At 72.8% G+C, this 18,433-nt stretch carries 18 protein-coding genes; 6 read left to right on the forward strand and 12 right to left on the reverse strand.

Annotation, left to right across the window (positions count from 1 at the left end):
- The first annotated feature begins 8 nt into the window (after window positions 1-8).
- Genes KPF22_RS17330 through KPF22_RS17360 form a run of 5 tightly spaced genes read left to right on the forward strand, consistent with a single transcriptional unit; the run spans window position 9 to window position 7,347 of the window.
- Complete coding sequence (locus tag KPF22_RS17330) at window positions 9-1,127, forward strand: DNA alkylation repair protein (protein WP_208818545.1); 1,119 nt, start codon at window positions 9-11, stop codon at window positions 1,125-1,127.
- Entirely contained in the window at window positions 1,124-5,080 is a 3,957-nt protein-coding gene (locus tag KPF22_RS32720) for an aminotransferase class I/II-fold pyridoxal phosphate-dependent enzyme (RefSeq protein WP_305080335.1), read from the forward strand. The genes KPF22_RS17330 and KPF22_RS32720 overlap by 4 nt, the downstream gene beginning before the upstream one ends.
- Before the next feature lie 29 nt (window positions 5,081-5,109).
- Window positions 5,110-5,415, forward strand: a complete 306-nt coding sequence (locus tag KPF22_RS17350; protein WP_208818543.1) for a hypothetical protein — start codon at window positions 5,110-5,112, stop codon at window positions 5,413-5,415.
- Window position 5,416: 1 nt separating this feature from the next.
- On the forward strand, window positions 5,417-6,550 hold the full coding sequence (locus KPF22_RS17355; RefSeq protein WP_224402698.1) for a class II histone deacetylase: 1,134 nt from the start codon (window positions 5,417-5,419) through the stop codon (window positions 6,548-6,550).
- Entirely contained in the window at window positions 6,547-7,347 is an 801-nt protein-coding gene (locus tag KPF22_RS17360; RefSeq protein ID WP_208818541.1) for a thioesterase II family protein, read from the forward strand. Before KPF22_RS17355 ends, KPF22_RS17360 begins: the two co-directional genes overlap by 4 nt.
- Here the strand turns inward: KPF22_RS17360 and KPF22_RS17365 are convergent.
- The 8 genes from KPF22_RS17365 to KPF22_RS17400 all read right to left on the reverse strand — a co-directional run bounded on the left by KPF22_RS17365 (window position 7,323) and on the right by KPF22_RS17400 (window position 12,100).
- Complete coding sequence (locus tag KPF22_RS17365) at window positions 7,323-7,748, reverse strand: VOC family protein (RefSeq protein WP_178374971.1); 426 nt, start codon at window positions 7,746-7,748, stop codon at window positions 7,323-7,325. The genes KPF22_RS17360 and KPF22_RS17365 overlap by 25 nt on opposite strands.
- Before the next feature lie 139 nt (window positions 7,749-7,887).
- Window positions 7,888-8,196 (reverse strand): low molecular weight phosphatase family protein, encoded by a 309-nt coding sequence (locus KPF22_RS17370; RefSeq protein ID WP_208818540.1) that lies wholly within the window; start codon window positions 8,194-8,196, stop codon window positions 7,888-7,890.
- The gene (locus tag KPF22_RS17375; protein WP_208818539.1) at window positions 8,193-8,621 is read right to left on the reverse strand and encodes an arsenate reductase ArsC; all 429 of its coding nucleotides are present in this window, start codon (window positions 8,619-8,621) and stop codon (window positions 8,193-8,195) included. Before KPF22_RS17375 ends, KPF22_RS17370 begins: the two co-directional genes overlap by 4 nt.
- A gap of 181 nt (window positions 8,622-8,802) precedes the next feature.
- Window positions 8,803-9,897 (reverse strand): ACR3 family arsenite efflux transporter, encoded by a 1,095-nt coding sequence (arsB, locus tag KPF22_RS17380; RefSeq protein ID WP_224402699.1) that lies wholly within the window; start codon window positions 9,895-9,897, stop codon window positions 8,803-8,805.
- A 15-nt stretch (window positions 9,898-9,912) separates the two neighbouring features.
- The gene (locus KPF22_RS17385) at window positions 9,913-10,284 is read right to left on the reverse strand and encodes a helix-turn-helix transcriptional regulator (protein WP_224402700.1); all 372 of its coding nucleotides are present in this window, start codon (window positions 10,282-10,284) and stop codon (window positions 9,913-9,915) included.
- Window positions 10,285-10,316: 32 nt separating this feature from the next.
- Entirely contained in the window at window positions 10,317-10,577 is a 261-nt protein-coding gene (locus KPF22_RS17390; protein ID WP_208818537.1) for a hypothetical protein, read from the reverse strand.
- A gap of 204 nt (window positions 10,578-10,781) precedes the next feature.
- Entirely contained in the window at window positions 10,782-11,393 is a 612-nt protein-coding gene (locus KPF22_RS17395; RefSeq protein WP_208818606.1) for a flavodoxin family protein, read from the reverse strand.
- A gap of 104 nt (window positions 11,394-11,497) precedes the next feature.
- Window positions 11,498-12,100, reverse strand: a complete 603-nt coding sequence (locus KPF22_RS17400) for a universal stress protein (RefSeq protein ID WP_224402972.1) — start codon at window positions 12,098-12,100, stop codon at window positions 11,498-11,500.
- Between the two features lie 244 nt (window positions 12,101-12,344).
- Here KPF22_RS17400 and KPF22_RS17405 point away from each other — a divergent pair, with 244 nt between their 5' ends.
- Window positions 12,345-13,361 (forward strand): NAD-dependent formate dehydrogenase, encoded by a 1,017-nt coding sequence (locus KPF22_RS17405; RefSeq protein WP_208818535.1) that lies wholly within the window; start codon window positions 12,345-12,347, stop codon window positions 13,359-13,361.
- Between the two features lie 75 nt (window positions 13,362-13,436).
- Here the strand turns inward: KPF22_RS17405 and KPF22_RS33205 are convergent, their stop codons facing one another.
- From KPF22_RS33205 to KPF22_RS17425, 4 genes are all read right to left on the reverse strand, one after another.
- A complete protein-coding gene (locus KPF22_RS33205) occupies window positions 13,437-14,507 on the reverse strand; it encodes a GAF and ANTAR domain-containing protein (RefSeq protein ID WP_208818534.1) in 1,071 nt (356 codons plus the stop codon).
- A gap of 619 nt (window positions 14,508-15,126) precedes the next feature.
- Window positions 15,127-16,263, reverse strand: a complete 1,137-nt coding sequence (locus tag KPF22_RS17415; protein WP_224402701.1) for a hypothetical protein — start codon at window positions 16,261-16,263, stop codon at window positions 15,127-15,129.
- Window positions 16,244-17,152 carry a zinc-binding dehydrogenase gene (locus KPF22_RS17420; RefSeq protein WP_224402702.1) on the reverse strand — a complete coding sequence of 303 codons (909 nt, stop codon included), beginning with the start codon at window positions 17,150-17,152 and terminating at the stop codon, window positions 16,244-16,246. Before KPF22_RS17420 ends, KPF22_RS17415 begins: the two co-directional genes overlap by 20 nt.
- A gap of 119 nt (window positions 17,153-17,271) precedes the next feature.
- On the reverse strand, window positions 17,272-18,420 hold the full coding sequence (locus KPF22_RS17425; protein ID WP_224402703.1) for a glutathione-independent formaldehyde dehydrogenase: 1,149 nt from the start codon (window positions 18,418-18,420) through the stop codon (window positions 17,272-17,274).
- Between the last annotated feature and the right edge of the window lie 13 nt (window positions 18,421-18,433).

Below are 18,433 nucleotides of genomic sequence, written 5' to 3' on the forward strand. Positions count from 1 at the left end.
GTACGTCCATGACGGAGTACGGCCTGAAGCGACACTTCGACAGCGGGGCGGCCCGCCTGCTCGGCGGCCTGGTGGCACAGGTGCACCCGCCGTTCGACCTCGACGGCTACGTGGCCGAGGTCGGGGCGCTGGTGCCCCCGCTCGAGCTGAAGGACCGCGTCCGGGTCCTGTCCGACGGCCTGCGCACCAGGCTGCCCGAGGACTATCCGCAGGCACTCGCGATCCTGCTGTCGGTCCTCGGCGACGAGCTCGGCGAGGGCGAGGGCATGTTCAACACCAGCTGGTACCTGATGCCGGTGGCCCGGTTCGTCGAGGACCACGGCCTCGGTCATCCGGAGGAGTCGCTCGCCGCGATCGAGCAGATCACCCGCAGGCACACCGGCGAGTACGCGATCCGTCCCTACCTCGACCGCCACCACGACGCCACGATGGACCGGGTGCGGTCCTGGGCGGGGTCACCCAGCCTGAACGTGCGGCGTCTGGCGAGCGAGGGCATCCGGCCGCGGCTGCCGTGGGCCCGGACCCTGCACCGGTTCGTCGAGGACCCCGCTCCGGTGCTGGAGGTCCTGGAGGTGCTGCGCTCGGACCCGTCGCCCTACGTCCGCAAGTCCGTCGCGAACAACCTCAACGACATCGCCCGCGACCACCCGGACGCCGTGCTGGACGTGCTGGAGCGCTGGGCGGTGGAGAGCCCGACCCCGGAGAGCGCGTGGATCGGCAGGCACGCGCTGCGCGTGCTGGTGAAGAACGGGGACCAGCGGGCGCTCGCCCTGTCCGGCGTGACCGGCGGCGAGCACGTCCGGGCCGACCGGCTGGTGCTCAGTCCGGCCACCATCCGGCTCGGCGAGTCGGTCACCCTGCGCGCCGAGATCCGCAACACCGACCGGCGGGCGCACACCGTCGCCGTCGACTACGTGGTGCACCACGTGCGGGGCAACGGGCGGACCCTGCCCAAGGTGTTCAAGCTCGCCGCGGTCGAGCTCGGGCCCGGCGAGAGCCGCGTGCTGGAGAAGCGTCACCCCGTCCGTGAGGTCACGACCCGCCGCTACTACCCCGGCACCCACGTCGTCGATCTCCAGGTCAACGGGCGGGTCGTCGCCGGCGACGGATTCGAGCTCGTCACATGACCGCCCCCCGCACGGTCACCGCCGAGGACCCGGTCGTCGCCGACCACCGCATCGACGGGGTGGGGGTGCTGCCGGCGGCGGCCCAGATCGACCTGATGCTGCAGGCCGTCGGCGCCGGGCGGTCGTCCCGGCGGTGGTGGCTCGAGCACGTGGTGCTGGCCGAGCCGCTCACCGTCGGCGACGGAGGGGTCGAGCTCGGCGTCGACGTCGCCGACGACGGTGCGCTCGCCCTGCGCTCGCGCCCCGCGGCCGACCCGGTCGCACCGGCCCGGCTGCACGCCCGCGCCGTCGCCGCCGGCGCGCCGCTGCCCCCTCCGACCTATCTCGACACCGCCGTCATGGAGGCCTCCGCCGGACCGGAGACCCCGCTGTCGGTCCTGGACGGATGGCGCGCGACGAGCGGGATCGCCTACGGGGAGCGGTACCGGGTGATCCGCTCCCTGCGCCGCGACGGCGACCGGCTGTTCGGGGTGCTGCGCCCCGCGGCCGCCGAGCCGGGCGCCGTCGTCGACCCGGCCGTGCTCGACGCCGTCCTGCAGGGGCTCGGGCTGCTCGACGACGGGGCGACCGGTCCGTGCCTGCCGTGGTACATCGGGCGGGTCACGGTCCGGCGCCCGGTCCGGGGCACGCTGCTCGCCCTCGTCGAACGGACCCCGGGCGGCCCGGACGCGGCAGGGTGCCGGGGCAGGGCGACGGTCTGCACCGAACAGGGTGAGGTCGTCCTCGAGCTGGACCGGATCGTGCTGCGGGCCGTCCCCGGCGGTCCGGACCGGCCCGCCGTCCCCCGGCCCCGGCCGGCCACCGGGTCCGCGCCCGGTCGACCGCCCGGTGCGACGACGGTCCCCGGCTGGCGGGCCGCGACGGCTCCGTCCCCGGCACCGTCGACGCCCCCGCGGACGCTGGTCCTGGGTGAGGTCCCCGGGTCCACGGAGCCGGCCGGACGTCTCGGCCCCGACGCCGTCGCCGACGGGACGTTGCGGTCCCGGCTGGCCGACGACCCGCCGGGGCTGGTCGTGTACGCCCCGGCCGGTGGCGGGGACCCCTCGGCCGTGGTGCAACAGGCGGCCGCACTGGTACGGGTGCTGGCCACCGCGCGGCCGGTCCCGGCCCTGACCGTGCTCACCCGGGACGCCCACGGCGTGCGTCCCGACCCCGCCCACACCGCGCTGTGGGGACTGTTCCGCTCGGTGCGCACCGAGCACCCCCGGACACCGGTCACGCTGGTCGACCTCGACACGTCCGCGCCGACGGCACCGCCCACCGTCCCGTACGACGGTGGTGAGCACCGCTTCCGCGACGGGACGCACCTGGTCCCGCACGCGAGCCCGGCCGGCCCCGCGGAGGGGCCGCCGTTCGAGCCGCGGGGACAGCGGGTCCTGGTCACCGGGGGTCTGACCGGGCTGGGGCTGCTCACCGCCGAGCGGCTCGCCGATCTCGGGTGCGCACACCTCACGCTCGTGGGACGCACCCCGCCCGCGGGCGGGCGGGCGGCCCGGATCGACCGGCTGCGCGGGCGATGCGAGGTACGGGTGCTCACCACCGACGTCACCGACCCGGACCCCGCTCTGGGCCGCGACCGCTTCGACCTGGTGGTCCATGCGGCCGGGGTGCTGCGGGACGGTCTGGCCCGGACGCTCACTCCTGAGCGGATCGCGCAGGTCCTGGCCCCCAAGATCTCCGGTGTGCAGGCACTCGACGCGCTGTTCGACAGCGACCACCGCCCCGGTGCGGTGGTCCTGTTCGGCTCGATCAGCGCGGTCCGGGGGAACCTGGGGCAGAGCGCGTACGCCGCCGCGAACGCCTTCCTCGACGGCTACGCCGCCCGCCGGCGGTCCGACGGGGAGCGCTGGTGGAGCCTCGACTGGGGCCTGTGGAACGCCGGGATGGGCGAGGACGTGGTCGCCGCGGCCGCGGCCCGCGGCATCCCGGCGCTCGAACCGGACACGGGTCTGGCCCTGCTGTCCGAGGCGCTGGGCCGCCCGCCCGGCCAGTACGTCCTGTCCGCACCCGCCCGACCGAAGGACGAACCGATGACCAGCACGCTGGGCACCACGGAGGCGTGGACGTCCGTGAGCTCCATCCTGACCTCGACGATGCACCTGCCCGCGGTCACGCCGGGCGACGACCTGCTCGAGCTCGGGCTGGACTCGATGATGGCCGTCGAGATCACCGCGGGCCTGGCGAAGGCGGGCTACGAGGTGGACCCCGCGCTCCTGTTCGAGCTCACCCGGGTGCAGGACCTCCTCGACCACCTCGGACCGCCCCCCGCCCCGACCGCCACGCCCCTCGCACCGCCCGCGCCGGTCGCCACGCCCGCCCCGGCGACGACGCCCCCGCCGGTCGCCACGCCCACGGCCGGCGGTGGGCCCTCGCCCGTCTCCGCCATTGGTGGGCCGGCCCCCGCACCGACCGGCGGGCCCGTCCCGCGGGACGAGCGGCCGGCGACGCCGGACCCCGCGACGTTCCGGCCGGACTGGGACCGGTTCCGGACCGGGCCGGACGGGTCCGCCGCCCCGTCGCCCGCCGTCGCGGTCCCCGGACCCTCCGTTCCCGCGCAGGCCGCCGTCCTCCCGCCGGCCGCCGTTCCCGTGTCCCCGGCGGGCGGACCGCCCACGGGCTCCGCGCCGGGCCCGCGGCCCGCCGGGACGCACGCACTCCCCGAGCCCGCGGCGCCCGCGCGTCGCCCGGAGCCCGCCACGCTCCCGGCCGCGCCCGCGGGCGTCCCGGGACGCACCCTGCCGGGCAGGCTGACCGACCGACCGTCCGGCGGGTTCCTCGACCGCCGCATCGACGACCTGTCCCGGGAGGACCGGGCCGTCGTCGCCGAGGGCCGCTACTTCTACGAACCGGTCGTCGAGGAGGAGACGGGCTCCTGGATCCGCTTCGACGGGCGGTGGTACCTGAACTTCGCCTCCTACAGCTACCTGGGCCTGATCGGGCACGACTACATCGGGGCCCGGGTGCAGGAGGCGGTGCGCCGGCACGGCACCGGAGCCCACGGCGTCCGGCTGCTGGCGGGGACCCTCGATCTGCACCGCGAGCTGGAGCTGGCGATCGCCCGGTTCCTGGGAACCGAGGACGCGATCGTCTACTCCAGCGGCTACATGGCGAACGTCGCCACGGTCGGCGCGCTGGTGGGGCCCGGTGACACGGTGATCGGCGACGTCTACAACCACGCCAGCATCCTCGACGGCTACCGGCTGTCGGGGGCCCAGGTCGTGACCTACGCCCACAACGACCTCGACGACCTCGAGCGGGCGCTGCGCCGGACCGGCGACGGCGGAAGGCTCGTCGTCACCGACGCCGTGTTCAGCATGGACGGCGACCTCGCCCCGCTGCCCGGCATCGTCGAGCTCTGCGAACGTCACGACGCCCCGCTGATGGTCGACGAGGCCCACAGCCTGGGGGTGCTGGGGCGGACCGGCCGCGGCATCACCGAGCACTTCGGTATCGCGCCGGAGCGGGTGGCGGTCAAGATGGGCACCCTGTCGAAGACCGTTCCCAGCGCGGGCGGCTACGTCGCCGGGTCCGCGGACCTGGTGTTCGCGCTGAAGAACAACGCGCGCGGCTGGATGTTCTCCGCCGCCGTCACCCCGGCGAACGCGGCCGCGGCGCTGGCCGCCGTCGAGGTCATGACGGCGGCACCGGGGATGGCCGAGCAGCTGCGGCGCCGCACCGGGCGCTACCGCGACGCGCTGCACCGGCTCGGCTTCGACACGTTGAACAGCGAGTCACCGGTGGTGCCGGTGCTCTGCCGCGACGACGCCCAGGCCCAGGACCTCGCCCGGCTGTGCCAGGCGGACGGTGTGTTCGTCCAGCCCATCGTCTACCCGGCGGTGCCGCGCAGCCTCCCCCGGCTGCGGACCATCGTGAACCTGTCCCACACCGATGACGACATCGACCTCGCCGTCGAGGTCCTCGCCCGCGCCGGCCGCCGGCTCGGGCTCGTCTGAACCGTCCGCTCCGTCCGAAGGGAATCATCATGGGTGAGATCAACGGCAAGGCGTTCTTCGGTGCCGTGCTGCGGGCGGTGGCCTGCACGCGCAACCACAACGACGACACGGCCGAGTACGAGGCGGGCGTCATCGCCCCGGCCGGACGGATCCGCGAGATCGAGGCCGAGATCGGCGACCGGGCCCCGACGACGTCCGAGGCCGAGCAGGTGCTGGCGCTGCTCGACACGGTCCTGACCACCAAGCGGACCCCCGCTGCGGACCGGGAGTTCCACACCGGGCACATCTCCCGGGTCTCCGGCGTCTCGGTCGTACGCGCCGGCGCGGCGGTCTGAGATGACCGCGGGTGGGCCGGCCGGGCCGCCGCCGGCATGGTTCTCGCACGAGTTGTGCTTCTGGCACGACCCGGGCGCGGGCAGTGGCCACCTCCCGGTCGGCCCGGGGGTGGAGCCGCTGCGACAGTTCGCGGTCGACCCGGACCTCCGGCGTGCGGAGGGGCTCGTCCGGCTGTCCGGTGTCCTCGACCGGTTCACCCGCCACACCCCCGCACCCGCTCCCGACGCGGACCTCCTCCTCGTCCACACCCGCGCCCACGTCGACCGGGTGGAGGCCACGTCGGCCCGGGGCGGCGACGCCGGGGTGTACGCCCCCGCGGGGCACCACAGCGCGGCCGCCGCCCGGCTGGCCGTCGGTGCCTGCACCGCGGCCGTCCGGGAGGTCCTGGCCGGTGGGCACCGGCGGGCCTACTGCCTCGTCCGTCCACCCGGCCACCACGCCGAGCCCGACCGGGCGATGGGGTTGTGCCTGTTCAACAACCTCGCCGTCGCCACCCGGGTCGCCCAGCGGAACGGGGCGCGCCGGGTGCTCGTGGTCGACCTCGACGTCCACCACGGCAACGGCCTGCAGCGCGTGTTCTGGGAGGACCCGGACGTCTGCTACGTGTCGCTCCACCAGGACGGGCTGTTCCCGCCCGCCTCGGGGACGGCCGCCGAGACCGGGTCCGGTGCGGGGGCGGGCACCACGGTGAACGTGCCGCTCCCGGCGGGCACCGGGCACGGCGGGTACCTGGCGGCGATGGAGTCGGTCGTCGTCCCGGCCGCCCGCGCGTTCGCCCCGGACCTCGTCCTGGTCGCGGCGGGGCTCGACGCCGGCGCCCACGACCCGATGGGCCGGATGATGGCCACCAGCCGCACCTTCCACAGCGTCGTCACCTCGCTCTGCGAGCTGGCGGACGAGCTCTGCGCCGGGCGCATCGTCCTGGCCCACGAGGGTGGCTACTCGGCCTGGTACCAACCCACCCTGCTGCTCGCGGTCGCCGCCGCGGTCGCCGGTCTGCCCGCTCCGGACGACCCGTTCCTGCACTCCCTGGAGAACCTCCCCGGGCAGCGGGTCGCCGCGCACCAGCGGCGCGTCCTCGACCACCTCCGGACGCACCACCCGCTGCTCTCGGCCGCGGCGGTGGCCTCGTGACCGGGTGGCTCACCGCGCTCGGACGACGCTCCGGCCGCGCGGACCGGCCGGCGCCCGTCGGCCGGATCGTGGTCCTGCCCCACGCCGGTGGGTGGCCGTCGGCCTTCCGGTCCTGGATGGATCTCGTCCCGCACGACGTGGAGCTGCTCGCCGCCCAGCTGCCGGGCCGGGGGCCACGGTCGGCGGAGGAGCCGCTGCGCCGGACCGGGCCGATCGTGGCGGCTCTGGCCGACGCGCTCGCGGCGCGCGACCCGCTGCCGACCGTCGTCGTGGGGCACAGCTTCGGCAGCGTGCTGGCCTACGAGCTCACCCGCTCGCTCGAACGACGCGGAGCCGCACCGCGGCTCGTCGCGGTGTCGGCCCGGCAGCCGCCGTGCTTCCCGAGCAGGCCGCCCTACTCCCACCGGCTCCCCGACGACGAGCTGGTCCGGCACGTGCACCGCATCGGCGGGGCACCGGACGGCGTCGCCGACGTGGGCCGGCTGCTCCGGCCCTCGCTGCCCGCCATCCGGGCGGACCTGGAGGCGCTGGAGACCTACCGCCGCCCACCGACCGGTACCTCGGTCCCGATCGTCGCGCTCTGCGCGACCGACGACCCGATCGTCATCGCCGAGCGCATGTTCCTCTGGTCGGTGGAGACGACGTCCGGCTTCCGTCGCCTGTCGTTCGACGGAGGACACTTCTACCTGTACCGGCGCCCCGTGGCGGAGGTGGTTATGCCGACCCTGGTCGACGCACTGCGCGGAGACCCGGCCGTGGAGCCGACCGTCACTCAGGCGGTGGCGTCCTCGGCGTAGAGGGCGGCGAACTCGGCCGTGGGTTCGATGGGGGTGATGACGTCGACCAGGACACCGTTCGGGTCCGCGACGATGAAGTGTCGCTGCCCGAACGGTTCGTCCCGCAGCTCGAGCTCGGCGGGCACGCCGCCGTCGAGGACGACCCGCTTCCACTCGGCGTCGACGTCGTCGACCTCGATGTTGACCAGCAGGCCCTGCACCGGCCGCCGGTAGGCGCTCGGCAGCGTCGGGTGGTCGTGGGCGATCAACGCGAGCTCGAACGGACGCGCGCCGGGTGACCGGAGGCTGACGTACCAGTCGGCCTCGAACGTCGTCTCGAAGCCGAGGCGACCCACGTAGAAGTCCTTCGACTGTTCGATCTTCTCCGTGCACAGGACCGGATACACACTGGCAGGCCGCATGACACTCCCTGTCGTCCAGAAGACCTGACGATCATAGCGAGGCGCGCGTCGTCCGCTCCGTCCCGGATGGGCGATCTCGGCACCGTTCCGAACACCCCGTGCACACCGTCCGTCGACCGGCGACGGTGTGACCCCGAGCTCACGAGGAACGCCGGGAGCGGTGTGCTCCGGGCGGGCTCCGGGACGAGACCACAGGGGCCGCATCCCCCACGAGGTCGACGCGCCGGAGCAGCTCAGGATCGATCGGCGTGGGCGTCTCACCGGTGATGTCCGCACCGGACTCGTCCAGTACCTGCGCGGACAGGGCGTTGACGGCAGTACCCGGGCTGGTGCCGGCGGAGTGGACCTCGACCCGGTCCCGGGCAGCGGCCCGCATGAGGCCGGCAGCCATCCGGGACCGGCCGCCGTTGCGGACGCAGACGAACAGGACCGACGGGGTGGCGGTCACGACGGTCCCGCTTCCGCGGTGCCACCGGTCAGCTCGCCCAGCAGCGCACGGACCCGGGCGTCGATGTCGTCGCGGATCGGCCGTACCTCGTCGACCGTCCTCCCGGCGGGATCGTCGAGCTGCCAGTCGAGGTAGCGCTTGCCCGGGAACACCGGGCACGCGTCGCCGCAGCCCATGGTGATCACGACGTCGGCGGCGTCGACGGCGTCGGCGGTCAGGCGCTTCGGGATCTCGGTGCCGAGGTCGATACCGATCTCGGTCATGACCTCGCGGACCGCGGGGTTGATGCTCTCGGCCGGTGCGGAGCCGGCGGAGCGGACGCGGACCGTTCCGGCCGCGTGGTGGTCCAGCAGGGCGGCTGCCATCTGGGACCGGCCGGCGTTGTGGACGCAGACGAACAGGACTTCGGGGATGGCGTCGACCATCAGGGTGCTCTCCTGGGATCGGTGGTCCGGGGTGGGATCGATGTCGGAGCGGGGCGGCGGCCGGGCCGACCGTGTGTGCAGGGGACGAGCCGCTGGTCGATCGAGAGGGTGTCGCGGCGCCACGGACCGCTCATGGCGGACCTTCTTCGTCGACGGGCGATCCTGGTGTGGACGTGGTGGGTCAGGTGCGGGACAGCGCATCGGGCTGTGCCGGGAACAGGCGACGGCGGAGCCACAGGGAGACATAGACCAGCCCGACCAGCACCGGCACCTCGATCAGCGGCCCGACGACGCCGGCGAGCGCCTGCCCGGAGGTCACGCCGAACGCCCCGATGGCGACGGCGATGGCGAGCTCGAAGTTGTTGCCGGCGGCGGTGAACGCGAGGGTGGTGGTGCGCTCGTAGCCCATGCCGACGGCCCACCCGAGGGCGTAGGAGCCGGCCCACATCAGGGCGAAGTAGGCGAGCAGCGGCAGCGCGATGCGGGCCACGTCGAGGGGCTGTGAGGTGATGGCCTCGCCCTGCAGGGCGAACAGCAGCACGATCGTGAACAGCAGGCCGTACAACGCGAACGGCCCGATCCGGGGAAGGAACTTCTCCTCGTACCAGTCACGCCCCCTGGCCCGCTCCCCCAGCCTGCGGGTGAGGTAACCGGCGAGCAGCGGGATCCCGAGGAAGATCAGCACGGACGTGACGATCTCCCACGTGGAGACGTCGAGGTCGGTCACCGGCAGGCCGAGCCATCCGGGCAGGACCGAGAGGTAGAACCAGCCCAGCACACCGAACATGACGACCTGGAACACCGAGTTCAGTGCGACCAGCACGGCGGCGGCTTCGCGGTCACCGCAGGCGAGGTCGTTCCAGATGATCACCATGGCGATGCACCGGGCGAGCCCGACGATGATCAGACCCGTCCGGTACTCGGGCAGGTCGGGCAGCATCAGCCAGGCCAGCGCGAACATCAGCGCCGGGCCGAGGACCCAGTTGAGCAGCAGCGAGGTCAGCAGCAGCCTGCGGTCGCCGGTGACGGTGTCGAGGCGGTCGTAGCGGACCTTCGCCAGCACCGGATACATCATGATCAGCAGCCCGAGCGCGATCGGCAACGAGACGCCGTCGACGGCCAGGGCGTCCAGCGCCGGGGCGAGCCCGGGGACCAGGCGGCCGAGCAACAGGCCGGCCGCCATCGCCGCGATGATCCAGACCGGCAGGAAGCGGTCCAGGGTCGACAGCCGGGCGACGACAGCGGCACCGTCGTCGGTGGTGTTCTGGTTGGTCACGTCCGTCCTCGTGCGTCAGTTCGCAGGTGCGGTGGATGCAGGGGCCGTGTCGGTGTCGGCGGCGGGACCGAGCAGGCCCGCGAGACGACCGAGGGAGGCCGGGACCGTGCGGTAGTAGATCCAGGTCCCCCGGCGCTCCCCGGTGATCAGACCCGCCTCGCGCAGCACCTTGAGGTGGTGCGAGATCGTCGGGCCGGACAACTCGAACACTCCGGACAGGTCGCACACACACGCCTCGCCCCCCGCGTGCGAGGCGATCAGCGACAGCAGCCGCAGGCGTACCGGCTCCCCGAGTGCCTTGAACACTCGTGCGAGTTCGGTCGACTCCGGCTCGTCGAGGGGGCGCTCCACGAGCACCGATCGACAGATCGGCTCCTGATTCGACACTCGTCTATTTTGATCAGCATCGAATCGTTGGGTCAAGTGAACAGAGGAGGACGGACCGGGTCGCCGCCGTCGGTCCCCTCGACGCCGCGGCGGGCCTGTTCCAGGACGTCGGTGGATATGTCGGTCTCTCCGTGAAAGCTGATCACGGTGTAACCGCTACGAGTGCGAGCGACGGCGGCACCGAGCCGAACTGCTTCGACATCTGGTTGCGCGCTCGTCGGCATCGCAGCGGTGGGCCGTTCGAACCGCTCGCGGACGAACTGATCGACGGACTGGTCGGAAGGCGCAGGCACGGGAGTCATAGAACCTCCGAGGCACGATGCGTGCTTCAGCAGCTGTGAGTCGTGAGGCTCGGAGGTGAGAGGCACCCGAGGGCCGGAGATGCCGACGCGACCCTCGACCGGTGTCGTGCCGAGCGCGCCACCGCCGAACTCACCGCCATGACGCTGCCGTAGGCGCGCCGAGAACGTGGAAGCCGGGGTCCGCCTACTCCCGGCTCAGCCGGCCGGGTACTGCTGGGTGGACAGGACCCGGGCCAGATGGGCCGCGTTGCGTCCCACAGCCGCGATGGTGGCGGCCACGGCGTCGGGCGTACCGTCGAGATCCTTGTAGTCGCGCGGGTTCATCGCCTCGGAGTTCCAGTAGGTGGATCCGTTCGCGGGGATGGTCAGGCCCATGTCGTTCAGCGCCTGGAACACGTCAGCGACGATCTTGTGGGCGCCGTCCTCGTTGCCGACGACCGCGACGACGGCGACCTTGCCGTACAGGCCCGGCCGTCCTTCGTCATCGGTCTCGGACAACTCGGCGTCGAGACGTTCGAGGACCCGCTGCGCGATGCTCGACGGGTGGCCCACCCAGGTCGGCGTCGCGAACACCAGCACGTCGGCGTCGTGGATCCGTCGGCGGATCTGTGGCCACGCGTCACCGGGCCCCATGTCGGCGGCCGTGCCGGGGAGCACCTGGTGGTCGGCGACCCGCAACGTCTCGCCTCCGACGCCGTGTTCGCGCAACGCGTCGAGCACCTGCTGCGCCATCACCTCGCTGCTCGACGGTTCGGATCCGGACTTGAGGCTGCACACCAGGGCCAGGGCGCTGAGATCGTGTGTCATGCGGGGTCGGCTACCCGGGTGTGCCGCCGACATGCCCGGGTAGCCGGCTCGGTCGTCGTCACCACCGACACGTGGCATCGCTCACGAGTACCGCGTTCCCGACGTCACTCCCCTGCCCCAGGGACGACGACGACCGGCACCGACGCTGTCCGCAGGCACTCCACGACCGTCGACGTGACAGCGGTGAGAGCACCCGGGCGGGAGTTGCCTAGCACGAGCATCGCTGCCCCGACCGAGTGCTCGGTGAGGACGGCGGCCGGACGGCCGTGACCGGTCAGCACCGGGACCTCGGCTCCGGCCTGCGCGGCGCGCACCGCGGCCCGGGCCTCGGCCAGGGCCCGTTCGGCAATCCCCGGCCGGCCCGCAGCCCGACGCGGCGAGGTCTGAACGGGGCTGTGCCACGCCGTCACACCGACCACCGGGACGCCGGCCGCCCCGCCGTGGGCAAGCGCCCAGCGCAGCGCGGCGCGCGAGGCCGCAGACCCGTCCACACCGACGACGATGGTGTCCGGCCCGATCTCGCCCCCGGCCGAGACGTCCGGGCCACCCACTACGACGGATCCGGGATCTCCGCCCGCGCGCGCGGCCTGCTCGGCGGGATCCGGCCCGGGAGCGCGCGCGTCCGGATTCGAGGCGATCCGGTCGACGGGATCGTGCGGGTTCGGATCCGGGCCTCCGCGACCTACCGGGCCGCCCGGGGCTTCCATGACGGACTCGTCCTTCGAGAAGTGATGCACCGGGCCTCCTGACCTGAGTTCCTCCGGACGGGCTGCCTACCCGGCCGGGGGCACGACATGCCTCCCCCGTCGGGCTCCGGCCGGGCCGTGGTGCGCCCGACCGGATCCCCGGCGGAGCCCCCTGCAGGACCGGCTGCGCTTCCCGCTGGGTGATTGCCCGCGGCCGGTCCGGGTAGCCGCCGCGGGTAGACCACCCCCTCGTGAGGAGGACCCCGTGAAGGTCGTCGCCGTCCTCTATCCGGACGACCACCCCGAGCACCACCCCGATGTCGTCGCGAGCGCAGCCCGCGGACTCGACCTCGCCGACCACCTCTCCGCAGCCGGGCACGAGCTGGTGGCCACCAGCGACACCGGCGAGCAGCTGGACCGCGAGCTCGCCGATGCCGAGGTGCTGATCACCACCCCGTTCTGGCCGGTCTACCTCGACGACGACCGTATGGCGAAGGCGCGCCGTCTCTCGCTCGTCATCACCGCGGGAGTCGGCTCCGACCACGTCGACGCCGACGCGGCCACCGCCCGCGGCATCAGTGTCACCGAGGTGACCGGCTCCAACGTCGTCAGCGTGGCCGAGCACAACGTGCTGCAGATCCTCGCGCTCGTCCGCAACTTCGTGCCCGCGCACCGCCAGGTCGCCGAGGGCCGCTGGGACGTCGCCGACGCCGCGCAGGAGGCGCACGATCTGGAGGGCAAGACCGTCGGTCTTCTCGGGCTCGGCGCGATCGGCGCCCGGACGGCCCTGCGGCTCAAGGCCTTCGACGTGACGATCCTCTACTACGCGCGGCACCGGCGGACCCCGGCCGAGGAGGCGACCCTCGGGGTCCGCTACGCCCGGCTCGACGAGCTGGTGCGCACCTCCGACGTGATCTGCGCGGCGACACCGCTGACGTCCGACACCGGTGCGCTCTTCGACGCCGACCGGCTCGCGACGATGAAGCCCGGCTCGTGGCTGGTCAACACCGCCCGCGGGGCCATCGCAGACGCCGACGCCGTACGAGAGGCCTGCGAGTCCGGACAGCTGGGGGGCTACGCCGGCGACACCTGGTACCCCCAACCCGCGCCGGCCGACCACCCATGGCGGAACATGCCGCGCCATGCCCTGACCATCCACTACTCCGGCATGACGGTGGAGGCGCAGGCCCGCATCGCCGACGGGGTACGGGAGATCCTCGACGCGCACCTGGCCGGGGAGGCCTTGCCCGACGACTACGTCGTCGCCGCTCCGCAGAAGTGAACGTGCACGGTCACATCGCAGAAGGGGCGACGTGCACGTCGAGGAACGAGTCAGGGCCGTGAGTCGTGCGCGGTCTCACGGTGGGTCGACGGCACCGGCTGCTCGTTCACCGGCGTAGGTCGCCTGGGCATCGGTGATCACCCAGGTCGCGACATCGGCGAGTTTCAGATTCGTGCTCTGCGAGGACTCGATCAGCATCGTGAACGCCTCGCCGTCGGAGATGCGGAAACGTTCCATCAGCACCCCCTTGGCCCTGCCGATGGCTTCACGATTGATCAGAGCCCGAGTCAGCTCGGTCGCCCGTCGTGCCCCGGCGAGCGCAACGGCGGCCTGGTCGGCGAACAGTGCCCCCAGCAACCGCTCGTGCTCGCTGAAGCCGCCCGGCTCGCGCCCCCAGATGTTGAGCGCGCCTGCTGAGCGACCGGCGGACAGTTGGAAGGACAGAACCGCGGCGAAACCCGCCCTGCGGACGTGCGGAGCCAGCCGCGGCCACGGGACTTGGCCCTCCTCACCGAGGTCGGCTACGTCGGTGACCCCGTCGCCGACGCTGTGCAGGGCGTCGATGCAGGGGCCTTCGCGCAAGGACGCCTGCAACTCGTCGACTCCGGCCACCCGATCGTCGGAGGGGGCGTGTGTGGTGATGGCTCCGTGGCGGTCGATCATCGTCACGCTCGCGCCCGCCGCTGACGGGATCATGTCCAGGGCGCTCGCGACGACGGTGTGCAGCATCGCCGTGCTGTGCGGCGAGTCGACCCGGGTGTCGACGAGCCGACGAGCGGACGTGGCCAACGCCGCTCGCAGGGACTCACTGAGCTCCGCCACGGTTGCTGCGTCGGCCGGGTGCAGAGCGAACTCGCTGTCGGAGTGACCGGCATCGAGGCCGCCGACGCTCTCGGCCGCACGGGCGAATGGGTCGTCGGAGGTCATCCGGTCGGGCCTCACTCTTGTCAGCTGGTCGGTGCTCAGCGCCGCGCAAGGTCCGGGCCGCTGCTGAGCAGGCAGTCGTGTCATCGGACGGCACGACGGTAGCGGCCCCACGGCGATGTGCACAGCGTCACCGAGCCGGTCGGAACTGCCGGCCGGTTCGCGGTCGTCTGTCATGAACTCCTCGCCGGGAGCGGGACCGATCGTCGAGTTGCGGTGCACCGCGGCGGAGTGTCGCCGACACCGAGTGGCCCACGGCGGGCGGCTGACGCGGTCGTCGGAGTTCGGCTGGCGATGTGCGGTTCCGTGGACGGGACGCAGGGCACCCCCCCTGCCGGACGGAATCTCCCCCGCCCGGAACTGCCCGGACCCGGCATCGTCGCTCCTGCCGCGGCATCGCACACATCGAGGCCCCCCCGGAGCTCGCCGAGATCGCCGCCGGACCCGGGACCAGCGCCCTGCAGTAAGGGTTCCGTCACCACCTCGACACCACCCCGCTCGGTCACCTGCGGCTGGCGCGGCTCGTGCGCGCCCACCTGCCCCTGCAGCGGGCCGATCCGACGGGAGGCCGCCGTCGTGACCGGCGGGGATCCACGAACGCGGGGCGCTTCGCCGCCGGCCACCGCGCGACCTTCGGTACCTCGCCGGACCCGTACGTTGCGCCGATGATCCCGGCCGGGGTGCGTCGAGCCCGATCAGGCGTTTCGGGACGGTCCACCCACAGCCGCGAACGCCTGGCGTATGCGTCGGAGCCGGACTCCGTGCAGGTACTCCTCGGCGTCGTCAATCGGGGACCCACATCTCGTGTCCGGGCGGCAGTTCCTGCGGCCCGGACGTCCAGCTATGTCGCGCCCGCCGCACAGTCGCGCTGCCGCTCCAGCTCCCGTCTGCCGTAGGTCGCGTTCCGGACTGCCTCCTCGCTCTCGAGACTGGACCCGAGCGCCCCGGCGACGATGCCGACCGAACTCGCCAACCAGACCAGTTTCAGATAGGTACCGATCGAGATGGGCCGCTGCAGCTGCGCCGAGAAGTAGCCGGGATCGATGAGCGCGAGTGCGGCCAGTAGCCCCGCCAGGTAGAGGAGTACGTACATGCACGTGACCCCGATGATCATCGTGATCGCCGTGGCCGCGTTGTACAGCACCGCCTCGGCCCGTGCGTCCTGGTCAGGCGGCCGATCCCACAGATGGTTGTAGGTGATCAGCCAGGTCGACATGGCGACAATCGCCACCACGGAGATGAGCAGCAGCCGCAGCGGCGAGAGTGAGGTGGCCATCGTCCAGAACGTCGTGGTCACGATGGCGTAGGCGCCGGTGGCGGCGGCAGCCGCGGTGGCCGTGGACAGGTACGGGACCAGACGCCACGGGCGGTTGTCGCGCACCATGCCGGCGAGCAGCCTCAACCTGCCGCGCAGACCGACCAGTGCGAGGTGCGCCTCGGCCTCGCCCTCGACCAGGCGCAACGGGCTCCACCGCGGGATGCCCACAGGACGTCGTCCACGGGCGTGGCGGGCGCCTCCGCTCAGCGCCCGTACAAGTTGGACGACGGCCCCCCGTGCCCTCCGACGGACACCCAGCGCCCCGAGCCCGGGCAGGGAGACCAGCCCACTGCTCGTGCGGTCGCTCACGACGGTGGCGACCGGCCGTGCCCCCGTACGCCGGGGAAGGTCGGTCACCACGATCACGAGGTCCCACTCCTGGCGCTCGCGCTGTTCCCGCGCGAGCGACTCCAGCGGCACCCGGCCCCGCTCGTCGAGCGGGACCTCACGGGTCTCGGTGCTCACCACCCATTCGATCGCCTCGTCGACCTGCTCGGCGAGCACCGCGGGAAGGTCGCGTACAAGCCACGAGGCGAGGTCTGTCGGTGCGCCGGGATCGGCCAGCAGCCCGACCCTGACCCGCCGCCCGCGCTGCGGCCCATGGTGGGCAGACCCGCCGTCCTCGCGGTCGGGAGGCCGCTCACCCGCTCGACTGTCCATGACGCCCCTCCTCGGCCGGTCGCGGCGTTGGCGGCGCCGTGCCCGCGCCGGACACGCACGCACCGCTCCCGGCGACAGCGTCCGGCGGTGGCCCGGTCGCGTCCCACCACACGGTCGCCGGGCCGGCACGGCGTCGGTGGCCTTCGCGCCGTCCCCCACCCGTGTACGGGGATGTCGGGGCCAGCAAGCCTGCTTCGATCGTCGTCGTAGAACCTGTCCTGCTCGGAAAGCCGTATCGATACCGGTCGTCCAGGCCCGTCACCCGCCCGGGCGGAACACCGCGCGGACGCACCCGCCCTCCTTCTCCTTGAACATCCGGTAGCCGTCGGGACCGTCGTCGAGCGGCATCACGTGAGTGGCGAGGCGTTCGGGTCCGCACCTCGTCGCGGCTCGTGAGGTCGAGGGTCTCCGGCAGGTAACGCTGCCCGTGCTGCTGGGCGCCACGGAAGGTCAGCGCCTTGTTCATCACCGCACCGAGTGGCAACTTGTCCACCACGCCGACGAAGACCCCGAGTGTGAGCACCGTCCCGCCCTTGTGGCAGGCGTGGATCGCCTCCCGCACCGCGGTGGGCCGGTCGGTCTGCAGCCGCATCTGCTGTTTGGCCTGGTCGTAGAGGTACTGCGGGCCGGGATGATGCGCCTCCGTGCCCACCGCCTCGATGCAGACGTCCGGCCCCCGCCCGCCGGTCATCTCGCGTAGCTCGGCGGGAACGTCCGCCTCCTCGTGGTCGAGCGTCTCCGCACCGATGTGGGTGCGCACCTGCTTCAGGCGGTTGTCGTAGCGGTCGACGACGACCACCCGCTCGGCGCCCATCACCATCGCTGCGCGCGCGGCCATCTGGCCGACGCCGCCGGCACCCCACACGGCGACGACATCACCCGGCCGCACGCCCGCCTGGTGGGCCCCCGTCCAGCCCGTCGGCGCCGCGTCGGAGGCGAACGGCGCACGCTCGTCGGAGACGCCGTCCGGGACGGTGAACGCCCCGTGGTCGGCGCTTCCCCGCCATGTCAGCTCTCCACCGGGTGCAGGATGATCTTCGTCCAGCCGTCGTCCCGCCTGTCGAAGTGTTCGTAGGCCTCCGGTGCCCGGTCGAGGGGCAGCTCGTGGCTCACGATGAACGACGGCTCGGCCTTGCCCGCCGCGATCAGGTCGCGCAGCTGCCGGTTGTACCGCTTGACCGGCGCCTGGCCGCTGCCGACGTGCTGGCCCTTGAACCAGAACGTGCCGAAGTCGAAGGCGATCTTGCCCTGCTTGGCCAGGTCGTCTGAGGCACCCGGGTCCTGCGGGACGAAGACGCCGACGGTGCCGATCCGCCCGGTGAAGCGCACCGAGGCGACCAGACGGTTCATGGTCAGGTTGGGCTGTTCGCCCCCGGCGGGGTCGTGCGCCTGGTAGCCCACGCACTCACACCCGTTGTCCGCGCCGAGCCCCATCGTCCGGTCGAGGACGGCCTGTACCGGATCCACCTCGGAGTCGTCGATGGGGATCGCGCCGATCGACTCCACGAGCCGCAGCCGGTCGGGGTGCCGGTCGACGACCATCACCTTGCTCGCCCCTCGGATGGTCGCCGACAGCGCGGCCATCAGGCCGACAGGCCCTGCGCCGTAGATGACGGTCTGGTCACCGGGCTGGACGCCGGCCATCTCGGTCGCGTGATAGCCGGTCGGGAAGATGTCAGCGAGCATCACGTAGTCGGCCTGCCGCTCCGCGGCGTCCTCACCCAGCCGCAGGCAGTTGAAGTCGCCCCAGGGCACCCGCAGCAGGTCGGCCTGTCCGCCGGCCCACGGGCCCATGTCCGCGAAGCCGTAGGCGGCGCCGGCCATGTTCGGTTCGGGCTGCGCCGTCAGGCAGTAGTTCGTGAGACTCCGCTCACAGTTCTTGCAATGCCCGCAGGCGATGTTGAAAGGCAGGACGACATACTCCCCCACCTGCACCTTGTCGACTCCGTCGCCGACCTCGATCACCTGGCCCAGGTTCTCGTGCCCGAACCATCGACCGGGCTCGAAGTCGGTCCGGCCCTCGTACATGTGCAGATCGGAGCCGCAGATGTTCGTCGACGTGACCTGCACCAGGACATCGGTCGGACGCTCGATCCGCGCGTCCGGCACCTCCTCGACGCTGACGTGCCGCGGGCCCTCGTAGACCACTGCTCGCACGTTGACTCCCTCG

This window comes from Pseudonocardia sp. ICBG1034, assembly GCF_020131375.1.
GTDB classification, from domain to species: domain Bacteria; phylum Actinomycetota; class Actinomycetes; order Mycobacteriales; family Pseudonocardiaceae; genus Pseudonocardia; species Pseudonocardia alni.

Coding starts and splice junctions, on each gene's coding strand:
- KPF22_RS17330 (WP_208818545.1), top strand. CDS start 9: ATGACGGAGTACGGCCTGAAGCGACACTTCGACAGCGGGGCGGCCCGC.
- KPF22_RS17350 (WP_208818543.1), top strand. CDS start 5,110: ATGGGTGAGATCAACGGCAAGGCGTTCTTCGGTGCCGTGCTGCGGGCG.
- KPF22_RS17355 (WP_224402698.1), top strand. CDS start 5,417: ATGACCGCGGGTGGGCCGGCCGGGCCGCCGCCGGCATGGTTCTCGCAC.
- KPF22_RS17395 (WP_208818606.1), bottom strand. CDS start 11,393: ATGACACACGATCTCAGCGCCCTGGCCCTGGTGTGCAGCCTCAAGTCC.
- KPF22_RS17415 (WP_224402701.1), bottom strand. CDS start 16,263: ATGGACAGTCGAGCGGGTGAGCGGCCTCCCGACCGCGAGGACGGCGGG.
- KPF22_RS17365 (WP_178374971.1), bottom strand. CDS start 7,748: ATGCGGCCTGCCAGTGTGTATCCGGTCCTGTGCACGGAGAAGATCGAA.
- KPF22_RS17375 (WP_208818539.1), bottom strand. CDS start 8,621: ATGGTCGACGCCATCCCCGAAGTCCTGTTCGTCTGCGTCCACAACGCC.
- KPF22_RS32720 (WP_305080335.1), top strand. CDS start 1,124: ATGACCGCCCCCCGCACGGTCACCGCCGAGGACCCGGTCGTCGCCGAC.
- KPF22_RS17400 (WP_224402972.1), bottom strand. CDS start 12,100: ATGGAAGCCCCGGGCGGCCCGGTAGGTCGCGGAGGCCCGGATCCGAAC.